The 12201-nt window shown below is 73.2% G+C and carries 14 protein-coding genes; 5 read left to right on the top strand and 9 right to left on the bottom strand.

Features of this window, described 5'->3' with window-relative positions:
- Positions 1 to 38 precede the first annotated feature (38 nt).
- From ACZ6N8_RS03940 to ACZ6N8_RS03950, 3 genes are read left to right on the top strand one after another with little or no spacing between them, the layout of a single operon-like run.
- Complete coding sequence (locus tag ACZ6N8_RS03940) at positions 39 to 395, top strand: YciI family protein (RefSeq protein ID WP_387114155.1); 357 nt, start codon at positions 39 to 41, stop codon at positions 393 to 395.
- A complete protein-coding gene (locus ACZ6N8_RS03945) occupies positions 392 to 1645 on the top strand; it encodes an RNA polymerase sigma factor (RefSeq protein ID WP_466007357.1) in 1254 nt (417 codons plus the stop codon). The genes ACZ6N8_RS03940 and ACZ6N8_RS03945 overlap by 4 nt, the downstream gene beginning before the upstream one ends.
- 25 nt (positions 1646 to 1670) lie before the next feature.
- Entirely contained in the window at positions 1671 to 2297 is a 627-nt protein-coding gene (locus ACZ6N8_RS03950) for a dihydrofolate reductase family protein (RefSeq protein WP_466007359.1), read from the top strand.
- Here ACZ6N8_RS03950 and ACZ6N8_RS03955 read toward each other — a convergent pair.
- Positions 2266 to 2874 (bottom strand): helix-turn-helix domain-containing protein, encoded by a 609-nt coding sequence (locus ACZ6N8_RS03955; RefSeq protein ID WP_466008284.1) that lies wholly within the window; start codon positions 2872 to 2874, stop codon positions 2266 to 2268. The genes ACZ6N8_RS03950 and ACZ6N8_RS03955 overlap by 32 nt on opposite strands.
- Positions 2875 to 2960: 86 nt before the next feature.
- Here ACZ6N8_RS03955 and ACZ6N8_RS03960 point away from each other — a divergent pair, with 86 nt between their 5' ends.
- Positions 2961 to 3584, top strand: coding sequence for a class I SAM-dependent methyltransferase (locus tag ACZ6N8_RS03960; protein ID WP_466007360.1), 624 nt, complete (start codon positions 2961 to 2963; stop codon positions 3582 to 3584).
- Between the two features lie 55 nt (positions 3585 to 3639).
- Here ACZ6N8_RS03960 and ACZ6N8_RS03965 read toward each other — a convergent pair whose 3' ends face one another.
- The 7 genes from ACZ6N8_RS03965 to ACZ6N8_RS03995 all read right to left on the bottom strand — a co-directional run bounded on the left by ACZ6N8_RS03965 (position 3640) and on the right by ACZ6N8_RS03995 (position 9685).
- Positions 3640 to 5088: an alpha/beta hydrolase gene (locus tag ACZ6N8_RS03965; protein ID WP_466007362.1), complete on the bottom strand. Its 1449-nt coding sequence runs from the start codon at positions 5086 to 5088 to the stop codon at positions 3640 to 3642.
- Positions 5089 to 5212: 124 nt separating this feature from the next.
- The gene (locus ACZ6N8_RS03970; RefSeq protein WP_466007364.1) at positions 5213 to 5482 is read right to left on the bottom strand and encodes a hypothetical protein; all 270 of its coding nucleotides are present in this window, start codon (positions 5480 to 5482) and stop codon (positions 5213 to 5215) included.
- Between the two features lie 5 nt (positions 5483 to 5487).
- Entirely contained in the window at positions 5488 to 5835 is a 348-nt protein-coding gene (locus ACZ6N8_RS03975) for an ArsR/SmtB family transcription factor (RefSeq protein ID WP_466007366.1), read from the bottom strand.
- A gap of 164 nt (positions 5836 to 5999) precedes the next feature.
- Positions 6000 to 6173: a CsbD family protein gene (locus tag ACZ6N8_RS03980; RefSeq protein WP_139583988.1), complete on the bottom strand. Its 174-nt coding sequence runs from the start codon at positions 6171 to 6173 to the stop codon at positions 6000 to 6002.
- A gap of 75 nt (positions 6174 to 6248) precedes the next feature.
- On the bottom strand, positions 6249 to 8498 hold the full coding sequence (locus ACZ6N8_RS03985) for a heavy metal translocating P-type ATPase (RefSeq protein ID WP_466007369.1): 2250 nt from the start codon (positions 8496 to 8498) through the stop codon (positions 6249 to 6251).
- A 12-nt stretch (positions 8499 to 8510) separates the two neighbouring features.
- Positions 8511 to 9461: a hypothetical protein gene (locus ACZ6N8_RS03990; RefSeq protein ID WP_466007371.1), complete on the bottom strand. Its 951-nt coding sequence runs from the start codon at positions 9459 to 9461 to the stop codon at positions 8511 to 8513.
- On the bottom strand, positions 9458 to 9685 hold the full coding sequence (locus ACZ6N8_RS03995; RefSeq protein ID WP_357988329.1) for a heavy-metal-associated domain-containing protein: 228 nt from the start codon (positions 9683 to 9685) through the stop codon (positions 9458 to 9460). The genes ACZ6N8_RS03990 and ACZ6N8_RS03995 overlap by 4 nt, the downstream gene beginning before the upstream one ends.
- 96 nt (positions 9686 to 9781) lie before the next feature.
- Between ACZ6N8_RS03995 and ACZ6N8_RS04000 the strand changes: the two genes are divergently transcribed.
- On the top strand, positions 9782 to 10078 hold the full coding sequence (locus tag ACZ6N8_RS04000; RefSeq protein WP_030329541.1) for a metal-sensitive transcriptional regulator: 297 nt from the start codon (positions 9782 to 9784) through the stop codon (positions 10076 to 10078).
- Between the two features lie 6 nt (positions 10079 to 10084).
- Here the strand turns inward: ACZ6N8_RS04000 and ACZ6N8_RS04005 are convergent, their stop codons facing one another.
- Positions 10085 to 12124: a heavy metal translocating P-type ATPase gene (locus ACZ6N8_RS04005; RefSeq protein ID WP_466007372.1), complete on the bottom strand. Its 2040-nt coding sequence runs from the start codon at positions 12122 to 12124 to the stop codon at positions 10085 to 10087.
- Positions 12125 to 12201 lie beyond the last annotated feature (77 nt).

Consider the following 12201-nt stretch of genomic DNA (forward strand, 5'->3'; position numbering starts at 1 on the left):
GGTGCGACCAGGACGCGAGGAGCATCGCCGTGAAGTACATGCTGCTGATCTGGAACCGGCCCGGCTTCACCGAGGAGCTTTCCGAGCAGGACCGCACCGCCCTGTTCGGCGAGGTCGACGAGATCATGAAGGAGCTGACCGAGACCGGCGAACTGATCGGCGGCCAGGCGCTTGCCAACCCGTCGCAGACCCGTACGGTCCGGCTCGCCGGTGGCCACCCGGAGGTCATCGACGGGCCCTTCATGGAGAGCAAGGAGCAGTTCGCCGGCTACCTGGCCGTCGACTGCGACAGCCCCGAGCGGGCCGCCGAGATCGCCGCCCGCTGGCCGGACGTGCGCTTCGGCGGCGCCATGGAGGTCCGGCCGATCATGGACGAGTCCGGAGCGGAGATGTGACAGACGACCGGACGGTCGAGGACCTGCTGCGCACGTTCGCGCCACAGGTCCTCGGCCTGCTGGTCCGCAGGCACGGCCAGTTCGACAGGTGTGAGGACGCGGTCCAGGAGGCGTTGCTGGCCGCCGCGACGCAGTGGCCCGAGCAGGGCGTACCGGACAGTCCCCGCGCGTGGCTACTCACCGTGGCCACCCGCCGGCTGACCGACGAGTGGCGCAGCGAGAGCGCCCGCCGGGACCGCGAGGTCGTCGTGGCGCTGCGCGAGTCGACGTACGCCCAGGTGGCGCCGCCGGCCGACGCGGAGCCGGCGGTGGCGGACGCCGACGACACGCTTACCCTGCTGTTCCTCTGCTGTCACCCGGCGCTTGCCGGATCCGCCCAGGTGGCGCTCACGCTGCGGGCGGTCGGCGGGCTCAGCACCGCCCAGATCGCCCGCGCACACCTCGTGCCCGAGGCGACGATGAGCCAGCGCATCCGCCGGGCCAAGCAGCGGATCGAGGCGGCCGGCGCCCGCTTCGACATGCCGGGGCCCGGTGAACGGGAGGAGCGGCTGCGGACGGTGCTGCGCGTCATCTATCTGATCTTCAACGAGGGGTACACGGCGTCCAGCGGGCCGGATCTGCACCGGGCCGATCTGACCCGCGAGGCGATCCGGCTGGCCCGCATCCTGCACGGGCTGCTGCCCGACGACGGCGAGGTCGCCGGGTTGCTGGCGTTGATGCTGCTCACCGACGCCCACCGGGCGGCCCGGGTGGGCGCGGACGGGGAGCTGGTGCCGCTCGCCGAGCAGGACCGCACCCGGTGGGACACCGCCGCCATCGCCGAGGGCGTCGCGCTCGTCACCGAGGCGTTGACCTGGTCGCCGCCCGGCCCGTACCAGCTCCAGGCGGCCATCGCGGCCGTGCACGCCGAGGCGGCGACGGCGGCGCAGACGGACTGGCGGCAGATCGTCGCGCTCTACCGGCTGTTGGCCCGGATCGCCCCGAACCCGATGGTCACCCTCAACCAGGCGGTGGCGGTCGCCATGGTGGACGGGCCACGGGCCGGGCTCGCCCTGCTCGCACCACTGGACGCGGACGAGCGTACGGCGGGGCACCACCGGCTCGCCGCCGTACGGGCGCACCTGCTGGAGCTGGCCGGTGAGCCCGACGCGGCGCGGACGGCGTACCTGGCGGCGGCACGAGGGACCACGAGCCGCCCCGAGCAGCGCTACCTGGAACGCCGAGCCGCCCGACTGGCGGACCGACGATGAGGAAGAGGAGTCGAGGGACATGGGCATGGTGAGCAGTCAGCTGTCGATCTCGCTGGACGGGTACGTGGCGGGGCCGGAGCAGAGTCGGCAGGATCCGCTGGGCCGGGGAGGTCTGCGGCTGCACGAGTGGGTGTTCGGCCTGGACACCTGGCGGGCCCAGCACGGGCTCAGCGGCGGCGACCGGGGTGTCGACGCGGACGTCGTCGAGGAGATGACCCGCGACATCGGCGCGTACGTCATGGGTAGGCGCATGTTCGGCGGCGGCGACGGCCCGTGGGACGAGACGTGGCAGGGCTGGTGGGGCGACGACCCGCCGTTCCGTACCCCGGTGTTCGTGCTCAGCCACCACCCCCGGGCGCCGCTTGTGATGCGGGGTGGCACGGAGTTCCGGTTCGTCACCGACGGCATCGGGTCGGCGTTGCGGCAGGCGCGGGAGGCTGCCGGCGACCGGCGGGTGTCGATCGCCGGAGGGGCGAGCACGGTACGGCAGTACCTGGCCGCCGGGCTGGTCGACACCCTGCAACTGCACCTCGTGCCGATCGTCCTCGGTGGCGGCGAGCGACTCTTCGACGGCGTCGCGCCGCACCTGGAGCAGATGTCGGTGGTGGCCGGGCCGACCGTCACGCACCTGACGTACCGGGTCCTGCGCTGATCGGCGCCGCGCGCACGTGTGCCCGTTCGCCCTGCTTGCCGACGAGGCTGAGGAATTCGACGGGGCCGGCGCTGGTGGCGCCGAACCAGTGCGGGGTGCGGGTGTCGAACTCGGCGGCCTCGCCGGGCCGGAGGAGGAGGTTGTGGTCGCCGAGGACCAGGCGCAGCGTGCCGTTGAGGACGAAGACCCAGTCGTAGCCCTCGTGGGTGCGCCTGTCGGGTTCGCGGTCGTCGGCACCGGCCGGGAGCACGAACTTGTACGCCTGGATGCCGCCGGGCCGGCGGGTCAACGGCAGGATCGTCGATCCGTCGCCGGTGGCGATGGGGCGCAGGTTGATGCGGGGGTCGCCGGTGGGCGGCGCGTCGACGAGGTCGTCGAGTGTGACGCCGTGGACGCGGGCGAGGGGCAGGAGCTGTTCGAGTGTGGGCCGCCGCAGGCCCGCTTCGAGCCGGGAGAGGGTGCTCGCGGAGATGCCTGTCCGCTCGGCGAGGTCGGTGAGGGTGAGGCCGTGGCGCAGCCGGAGCTGCTTCAGACGCGGGCCGACCGCGTCGAGGGTGCGGTCCGTCTGCTCGTCCATGAGCCCATTTGCCATTTGGCAAGAAGCTTTGCGGTACGCGTCGACGCCGGTCACAGTCCGCCTGTGACGCGCGAAGGAGCAGCCTGATGAGCGAGCAGCACGACTTCGACGGGGACTACTGGGAGCGGCACTGGCGGCAGACGCCCCACGGTCTGTCGGCCCCGCACCCGTACCTGGCCGATGGGGCCGCCGGCCTGACGCCGGGCACCGCCCTGGAGGCCGGGTGCGGCACCGGCGCGGAGGCCGTCTGGCTCGCCGGGCAGGGATGGCGGGTCACCGCTGTCGACATCGCGTCCGCAGCCCTGGCCGTCGCCGCAGAACGCGCGGCCGCCGGCGGGGTGTCCGAGCGGATGCGGTGGGTGGAGGCGGACCTGACGACCTGGGAGCCGGAGGTCCGGTTCGATCTGGTGACCACGCACTACGCGCACCCGGCCATGCCGCACCTGGCCTTCTACGACCGCATCTCGGGTTGGGTGGCGCCCGGCGGCACCCTGCTGATCGTCGGTCACCTGCACGCCGCGGGGGTCACCGGGCACGGGCACCACCCGCCCGCCGAGGCATCGGTCACAGTCGCTGACATCACCGCCGGTCTGGCCGGCGACACCTGGGAGATCACCACCGCCCGGGAGCACGAGCGCACGATCACCGGACCGGCCGGTCACGGGAAAACGCTCCACGACGTCGTCGTCCGCGCCACGAGACGCCGGTGAGCGCACCGCCGCCGACCGTCGGGCAGAGCTGACCACCCGACGGCCGGCGAGGCTGTCACACGTCCGGGTCGACGGCCGGGCAGTCGGCGCCCCGGGCGGGCACCACCTGGTCGATCAGGTAGGCGTCGACAGCCCGCGCCACGCACGGGCTGGTGGAGTAACTGCCGTGCCCCCACCCGCGGTACGTGAGCAGCACGCCGTGCCGGCCCAACTGCCGTTCCACGTTCGTGGCCCAGTTGTACCCGCTCGCCGGGTCGTGCACCGTGGCGGCGACCAGCAGCGGCACATCGCTGCGGACCCGCAGGCGGTGCTGCGGGTTGGCGACGGGCGTCGGCGCGCCCAGGCACGTCACCAGGGCGAACACCGCCGTCGGGTAGCGCAGGTCGGGTGCGAGCCGGGCCATCCGGCGCAGGTGCCCGGCGTACTCCCGGTAGTCGCGGACGGGCAGGCTCCAGTCCTGGCAGAACACCGCGAACGGGTACGGCGCCACGGCGTCGCCCGCCGACGCAACGACGCCGCGCGCCGCGGTCGAGGCATCCATCGCGGCCAGCCACTCGGCCAGCCCCGGCCAGCGCGACGTCTCGTAGAACGCCTTGTGCGTGAGCCGGGTTAGCTCGAACGGGGTCAGCACGACTCCGGGCCGTTTCGGGTCGGTCAGGTCGCCGCGCTCGGCGCGAGCGCGCAGCCCGGCCCAGACCGCCCGGACGTCCCGCCCGTGCAGGACGCAGGAGGTGGACCTGTCGCACCAGGCGACGAACTCGTCGAACGCGTTCTGCGAGGTGACGGCCTGGGTGTCGAGGAAGGCGCGGGTGCCGAGGCTGTGGTCTATCGCGGCCTCCAGCACCACCGCCCGGACCCGGTCGGGGAACAGCTCCGCGTACCGCTCGCCGAGCAGGGTGCCGTACGAGCTGCCGTGGAAGGTCAACCGCCGCTCGCCGAGCGCGGCGCGGACCGCGTCGAGGTCACGGGCGGCGCTCGTGGTGTCCACATGGTCGTACAGCGGGCCCGTGCGGGCCCGGCAGTCGGCGCGCAGCAGCGCGTTCCCGGCCAGCGTGGCGTCGAACTGGGCCTGGTCGGTGAGCAGTTGCGGCTGCCGGGCGAGCAGGTCCCGCGAGCAGACCACCGGGTGGCTGGCGCCGGTGCCGCGCGGGTCGAAGCTGACGATGTCGAACCGGCGGCGCAGGTCGGCGCTGAACCGGGAACTGCCGTCCACCACCCGTTCCACCCCGCTGTCGCCCGGCCCGCCGGGGCCGAACACCAGCGAACCCTGCCGGAGGGCCGGATCGGCGACCCGGCGGGCCAACGCCAGGTCGAAGCGCTCACCCCGGGGGCGGTCCCAGTCCACCGGAAGCGACAGGGTGCCGCACTCGGCGGTGGCGTCCTTGGGGCAGGGCCGCCAGTCGATGGCCTGTCGGGCGGTGGCAGGGCTGGCCGGGGTCAGGCCGGCGGCCGTGAGTGCCAGGGCGACCGCCCAGCCCACCGCGGATTTGCGTACGCGCAGCATGAGGTGCTGTCCTCTCCTCGAAGGAGCGTTACCAGTGGAACTCGCCCGTGGGGCGAGGTGATGCCTTCTTCCACCCGGGTCGTCGAGTGGCAGCTCGACGGCCCGGGGCCTTCGTCCGGCGGGGTCAGTCGACCTCGCGCAGGACGCGTTCGAGGCTGGTCATCCGGGTCTCCATCCCGCCCAGCCGGCCGTCCAGCGCCGCGAGCAGGCGGGCGTTCTCGGCCTGGGCCTGGGCGGCGGTCTCGGCGATCCGGCGGTACTCGTCCGCGCGGGACGACTCGAGCCGGGCCCTCCGGGTCTTGGCGATCTGGACGACGCTCACCGCGAACACCGTGATCAGCAGGGCGAAGATTCCTATCGCGCCGACCACCTCGGTCCAGTCGTGCTCACTCATGCCTGTCATCGCGTCGCTCCCGGCTGGTCGGCCGAGTCGGGCACGGTGAGCGTCTGCACCGCCGCCGCGATGACCTCGGGGGTGAGTGTGAGCACGAACGGCTCCACCTCGTAGTAGTTCATGGCCTTCCCGTCCTCCGACAACTCCAGGCGGGCGGTGACCAGCCCGGCCGCCGCCAGCTTCCGTAGGTGGACCTGCAACAGCGCGCGGCTGATGCCCAGTTGCCGGGCCAGCCCGCTGACGTAGGCACGCTCGCGGGCCAGCGCGGCGACGACCCGCATCCGGTGCGGGTTGGCCAGGGTGGCCAGCACCCGGATCAGGTCGTCACCGGTCGGCGGCGGAGCGCTGCTCATAACCAGCCCTTGCACATGCCAACAGAAGTTAGCAGGTATCGGCGCGCGGCGGTGGGGACCGCTTGCGGAATCAGGGGAACCTCAGGGTCACCGAGAGGACCTGGGCACACAGAACGCCGGGCCGGTGAATGATCACCGGCCCGGCGTGCGAATTACGTGGTACATCAGCTCTTGAAGGCGTCCTTGATCTTCTCGCCGGCCTGCTTGAGCTTGGCCGTCGACTGGTCAGCACGACCCTCGGCCTCGAGCTGCTCGTTGTCGGTGGCGCGACCGGCGCCTTCCTTCAGCTTGCCGGCCGCGTCCTCGCTGGCATTGTTGATCTTGTCGTCGATACCCATGCGCCAACCTCCATTGCGAGCGTCGCTACGACCTCAGCAGTACCCCCGCCACCGCCGACCCAACCATTACCGCCGTCACAGATCACCGGCGGCGGAACGGAACCGGCGCAGGCGCAGGCTGTTCGCCACCACGAAGACCGAGGACAGCGCCATCGTCGCGCCCGCGATCATGGGGTTGAGCAGCCCGGCGGCGGCCAACGGCAGCGCCGCCACGTTGTAGCCGAACGCCCAGAACAGGTTGCCCCGGATGATGCCGAGAGTGCGCCGGGACAGCCGGATGGCGTCCACCGCCGCGTCCAGGTCCCCCCGGACCAGGGTGAGGTCGGACGCCTCGATCGCCACGTCGGTGCCGGTGCCCATGGCCAGGCCGAGGTCGGCCTGGGCCAACGCCGGAGCGTCGTTCACCCCGTCACCGACCATCGCCACCGACCGTCCCTCGGCCTGGAGCCGCTTGACCACGTCGACCTTGCCGGCCGGCAGCACCTCGGCGATCACCTCGTCGATGCCCACCTCGGCGGCGGCCGCGCGGGCCACTGTGGCGTTGTCCCCGGTCAGCAGGATCGGGGTGAGCCCCAACGCGCGCAGCCGGGCCACTGCCGCTTGGCTGGTCGGCCGGACCACGTCGGCGACCGCGAGGACGCCCCGGGCGCGGCCGTCCCAGGCGGCGAGGATCGCCGTCCGGCCGGCGGCCTCGGCGTCGCTGACGGCCCATTCGACCTCCGGCGGCACGTCGATGCCACGCTCGCGCAGCAGCCGGGGTCGACCGACAAGCACGGCCCGACCGTCGACCGTACCGGTCACGCCCAGCCCTTCAAGGTTGGCGAAGTCGGCGACCGGGGGCAGCGCGGCCCCCTCGGCGGCGCCCGCCGCTACCGCGCGGGCGATCGGGTGCTCGGAGGCAGCCTCCACCGCCCCGACGAGCCGGAGCAACTCGGCCCGGTCCTCGCCGCTGGCCGGCACCACGTCCACCAGGGTCATCCGACCGGTGGTCACGGTGCCGGTCTTGTCCAGCACGACCGTGTCCACCCGTCGGGTGGACTCCAGCACCTCGGGCCCTCTGATCAGGACGCCGAGCTGGGCGCCCCGACCGGTGCCGACGAGCAGCGCGGTGGGCGTGGCCAGACCCAGCGCGCACGGGCAGGCGATGATCAGCACGGCCACTGCGGCGGTGAACGCGGCCGTCGGGCCGGCACCCGTCCCGAGCCACCAGCCGAGGGTGCCCACGGCCAGGGTGATGACGATCGGCACGAACACACCGGAGATCCGGTCGGCCAGCCGCTGCACGGCCGCCTTGCCGCTCTGTGCCTGCTCCACCAGGTCGGCCATCCGGGCGAGCTGGGTGTCGCCGCCGACCCGGGTGGCGGTGACCACCAGCCGTCCGCCCGCGTTGATCGTGGCGCCGACCACGCCGTCTCCCGGGCCGACCTCGACCGGCACCGACTCCCCTGTCACCATGCTGGCGTCGACGGCCGAGGTGCCCTCGTCGACCACCCCGTCGGTGGCGATCTTCTCCCCTGGCCGGACCACGAACCTGTCGCCCACCACGAGCTGGTCCACAGGCATCCGGGTTTCCACGCCGTCGCGCAGCACCGCCACGTCCTTGGCGCCGAGTTCGAGAAGGGCGCGCAGGGCGGCGCCGGCGGTCCGCTTGGAACGCGCCTCGAAGTAGCGGCCGGCCAGGATGAACACGGTCACCCCGGCGGCCGCCTCCAGGTAGATGTTGCCCGCGCCGTCGGTGCGGGTGATGTCGAAACGGAACGGGTGCGTCATGCCCGGCATCCCGGCGTCGCCGAGGAAGAGCGCCCAGAGCGACCACCCGAACGCCGCCAGGGTGCCGAGCGAGACCAGCGTGTCCATTGTCGCCGCGCCGTGCCGTAGGTTGGTCCACGCCGCGCGGTGGAACGGCAGGCCACCCCAGACCACCACCGGGGCGGCCAGGGTCAGCGACAGCCACTGCCAGTAGTCGAACTGCCAGGCGGGAACCATGGCCAGCAGGACCACTGGCACGCTGAGCGCCGCCGACACCCAGAGCCGGGTACGCGGCCCCCTCAGCGGGTCCACCGGCTCCTCGGTGCTGGCCGGCGGCGCCGGCAGCGCCGCCGTGTAACCGGTCTTCTGCACGGTGTCGATGAGGTCGTCAGGTGTGACGCCGTCGACGTAGCGGACGGTGGCCTTCTCGGTGGCGTAGTTGACCGTGGCGCTCACCCCGTCCATCCGGTTCAGCTTCTTCTCGATCCGGGCGGCGCAGGCGGCGCAGGTCATCCCCCCGATCGCCAACTCGATCCGGTTCGGCGCCTCGGGCAGCGGTCTGCTGGTGGTGGTCATCGTCTGGTCCCGTCAGTTGTGCCCGTGCCCGGGGGTGCCGTGCTCGGCCTCCCCGGTCGGCGTGGTTCCGCTCGGGCGGGGATCGCCCCCGGCCGTGGCGGCGCCGGCGACGACCGTGAACTCGGCGGTGTGCACCGCTCCGCCGTGCCGGAAGTCGAGGTAGAGCCGGTAGGTGCCGGCCGACGGCACCTCGGCGAGGAAGGTGACGCCCGGGCCGGGGCGGGTACGGCCGTCGCCGGGCGTCCCGGCCGGGTGCACGTGCAGGTACGCCAGATCACCCCGGCGCAGCGCCACCAGGTGCCCGTACGCGCCCAGGTAGGGCTCCAGGTCGGTGACCGGCTGCCCGTCCCGGCTGATCGTCAGGGTGAGCGGCGAGGTGCGGCCGGGCTGCGGCTCGCCGGCCAGGGTGACCGTGTAGCCGTCGACGCTTGTGCTTGTCGCCGGGGCTGGCAGCGGCCGCTCGGTCAACTCGCCGGGGACTGTCACGTCCACCCCCAGGGTCAGCGGCTCGCCACCGGTCGGGGTGAAATCGGCGAAAGCCCGCCACTGCCCGGGACCGGCCAGCGGGGTGGCGACCCGCCAGGTGCCGTCCGAAGTCAGGTCGGGGTGGACGTGCCGGAAGCCGGAGAGGTCCCGGCGGGCCACGATCAGGTGCATCCGCTTGTCGTGTGCGACGTCGTAGCTGGTGACCGGGCGGCCGTCCGGGCCGTCGACAGTGAAGGCGAACTCGCCGGCCGGGGCGGCGACCGGGGCGAGGGTGTACCCACGGTCGGAGACGAGCAGGCCGCCGGGGAACCGGTCGACCGGTTCGTCGTGCTCCCCGTCGGAGTGGGCGGCTTCGCCGTCGTGCCGGATCTCCGCGGTGGGGACGCCGGGGTCGACCACGCGGCCGACCCCGTACGCCGTGCCGAAGACCGCCACGAGACCGAGGGCGAAACCGCCCAGTCGGGTCACCGTGTTCACGCCGGACCTCCGGATGAGCCGTCCACGAGCTCGTAGCCGGCCTCGTCGACGGCGGCCCGGACGGACGCCACGTCCAGCGGCTGGTCGCTGCTCACGGTGACCTGGCCGCTGGCGAGGTCGACCTGGACGTCGCGTACACCGTCGAGGGCGCTGACCTCGGCGCTGACCGCGCTGACGCAGTGCCCACAGGTCATGCCCTGCACCTGGTACGTGGTGTTGACCATCAGACCGTCTCCTCTGCCTCGCTACCGGTACCCGGTGGGGGTATCCGTCAGGTTGGACCGTACCATACCCCCCAGGGGTAGGCTATCCTGGTCGGCATGACCGCACCCACCCCGATCCGCGGGTACACCGCCAGCAAGGACCAGCTGCTCGCGCGGCTCCGCCGCGTCGAGGGCCAGGTCCGGGGCATCGAGAAGATGGTCGACGACGACCGCTACTGCATCGACGTGCTCACCCAGATCTCCGCGATCCAGGCCGCCCTCGACAAGGTGGCGCTGGGTCTGCTCGACGGCCACGCGCGGCACTGCATGCACGAGGGCGCCGCCGAGGGTCGGGCCGACGAGATGGCCACCGAGATGATGGCGGCCGTCGGCCGGCTGATGAAGCGCGGCTGACGCCCCTCAGTCCGACTCCGGGTAGAGCCGGACCCGGCGCAGCAACTGGGCGTTGAGCGCCACCACGACCGTGGACGCCGACATCAGCACGGCGGCCAGCGCCGGGCTCAACGCCACCCCGGCCCAGGCCAGCACCCCGGCCGCCAGGGGCAGCGCCACCACGTTGTAGCCCGCCGCCCAGGCCAGGTTCTGCCGCATCTTGCGGTACGACGCCCGGGACAGCCGCACCACGGCGCCCACCCCACGCGGGTCCGACGAGGCGAGCACCACCCCGGCCGACTCGATCGCCACGTCGGTGCCCGCACCGATCGCGATGCCCACGTCGGCGCGGGCCAGCGCGGGCGCGTCGTTCACCCCGTCACCGACCATCGCCACGGTCAGCCCCCGCCGCTGGAGATCGGCCACCCGGCCGTCCTTGTCCGCCGGCAGCACCTCGGCGAAGACCTCGTCGACACCGGGGCGGAACCCGAGTTCGGCGGCGACCGCCTCGGCCACCGGCCGCGCATCCCCGGTGATCATGGCGATGGTCCGGACGCCTTCGGCGCGCAGCTCGTCGACCGCCCGTCGGGCCTCCGGACGCACCTCGTCGGTCACCGCGAACGCGCCGAGCACGGTGTCCGGCAGCCGCACCAGATGCAGCACCGCCGCACCCCGCGCCGACCAGCGCCCGGTCGCCGTCTCCAGGTCGGCCGGGAGCGACACCCCCAACTCGCGAAGCAGCGCCGGCCCACCCACCGCGTACTCCGTACCCTCGACTGTCGCCCGCACACCGCGGCCCGGCAGCGACCGGAACCTGTGGGCCGGGGCCGGACCCGCGGACCCGGCCGCCGCGACTACCGCCCGGGCCAGCGGATGCTCGCTGTCCGACTCGACGCCGGCGGCGATGCGCAGCGCCTCGTCCCGCTCCACGCCAGGCGTCACAGTCACGTCGGAGACGGTGTGCTCGCCCCGGGTCAGCGTGCCGGTCTTGTCGAAGAGCACCGCGCCGACGGTCCGCATCCGCTCCAACGCCAACCGGTCCTTCACCAGGATCCCGGATCGCGCGGCCACCGCCGTGGAGAGCGCGACGACAAGCGGAATGGCCAGGCCGAGCGCGTGCGGGCAGGCGATCACCAGGACGGTTACCGCGCGGACCAGCGCCTCGTCGGTCCGGCCCAGCGCCGTCCAGACCAGCACGGTCAGCACGGCGGTCCCGGTGGCCAGGTAGAACAACGCGGCGGCGAACCGGTCGGCCAGCAGCTGGGCCCGACCGCCCGAGCGCTGCGCCTCGGCGACCATGCGCTGGATGCCGGCGAGGGCGGTCTGCTCACCAAGCGCCTCGACCCGGACCCGGATCGCCGAGTCGGTGGCGACAGTGCCCGCCACCACCCGGCCGCCGGCCGCGCGGGCGACCGGCCGCGACTCGCCGGTGATCATCGACTCGTCCAGCTCGGCACCGCCCTCGACGATGACCCCGTCGGCCGGCACCCGGCCACCCGGGCGGACCAGCAGCACGTCGCCGACCCGCAGCGCGTCCACCGGCACCGGTTCGACCCGGCCGTCGGCGGCCACCCGCTCGGCCTCGTCGGGCAGCAGCGCGGCAAGCGCCGCGAGGGCTCCCCGGGCCTGCCCGATGGCCTTCATCTCCTGCCAGTGCCCGAGCAGCATGATGGTGACCAGCGCCGCCAACTCCCACCAGAAGTCCAGGTCGAACGCGCCGACGCTGGTGGCCAGCGACGCGGTGTAGGCGACGGTGATCGCCATCGCGACAAGCAGCATCATCCCCGGTGCCCGGTCCCGCACCTCCCGGACCGCGCCGACCAGGAACGGCCAGCCGCCCCACCAGAACACCACCGAGCCGAGCGCCGGCCCCACCCAGGAACTCCCCGGCACGTCCCAGCGCGGACCGAGCCGGTCCGCCACGAGGTGACTGGTCAGCACCACCGGCACGGTGAGCACCAGGCAGACCCAGAACCGGCGGCGGAACATCGCCGGATCGTGACCGGCGTGCTTGTCGTGCCCACCGTGATGCTGACCGTGCGGACCATGTGGTGACTCAGCGTGCATGACTCCACGATCACGGGTCGCACTCCGCCGCGCGGGCGGTTCGGGGACCCCGACACTCCGCCACGACCTGCGCCCCA

This window comes from Micromonospora sp. NPDC047521, assembly GCF_055587305.1.

What these genes read in the sequence shown, in the direction of transcription:
- ACZ6N8_RS03940 (WP_387114155.1), top strand. Translation starts at nt 39, where the DNA reads ATGCTGCTGATCTGGAACCGGCCCGGCTTCACCGAGGAGCTTTCCGAG.
- ACZ6N8_RS03950 (WP_466007359.1), top strand. Translation starts at nt 1,671, where the DNA reads ATGGTGAGCAGTCAGCTGTCGATCTCGCTGGACGGGTACGTGGCGGGG.
- ACZ6N8_RS03955 (WP_466008284.1), bottom strand. Translation starts at nt 2,874, where the DNA reads ATGGACGAGCAGACGGACCGCACCCTCGACGCGGTCGGCCCGCGTCTG.
- ACZ6N8_RS03960 (WP_466007360.1), top strand. Translation starts at nt 2,961, where the DNA reads ATGAGCGAGCAGCACGACTTCGACGGGGACTACTGGGAGCGGCACTGG.
- ACZ6N8_RS03965 (WP_466007362.1), bottom strand. Translation starts at nt 5,088, where the DNA reads ATGCTGCGCGTACGCAAATCCGCGGTGGGCTGGGCGGTCGCCCTGGCA.
- ACZ6N8_RS03970 (WP_466007364.1), bottom strand. Translation starts at nt 5,482, where the DNA reads ATGAGTGAGCACGACTGGACCGAGGTGGTCGGCGCGATAGGAATCTTC.
- ACZ6N8_RS03975 (WP_466007366.1), bottom strand. Translation starts at nt 5,835, where the DNA reads ATGAGCAGCGCTCCGCCGCCGACCGGTGACGACCTGATCCGGGTGCTG.
- ACZ6N8_RS03980 (WP_139583988.1), bottom strand. Translation starts at nt 6,173, where the DNA reads ATGGGTATCGACGACAAGATCAACAATGCCAGCGAGGACGCGGCCGGC.
- ACZ6N8_RS03985 (WP_466007369.1), bottom strand. Translation starts at nt 8,498, where the DNA reads ATGACCACCACCAGCAGACCGCTGCCCGAGGCGCCGAACCGGATCGAG.
- ACZ6N8_RS03995 (WP_357988329.1), bottom strand. Translation starts at nt 9,685, where the DNA reads ATGGTCAACACCACGTACCAGGTGCAGGGCATGACCTGTGGGCACTGC.
- ACZ6N8_RS04000 (WP_030329541.1), top strand. Translation starts at nt 9,782, where the DNA reads ATGACCGCACCCACCCCGATCCGCGGGTACACCGCCAGCAAGGACCAG.
- ACZ6N8_RS04005 (WP_466007372.1), bottom strand. Translation starts at nt 12,124, where the DNA reads ATGCACGCTGAGTCACCACATGGTCCGCACGGTCAGCATCACGGTGGG.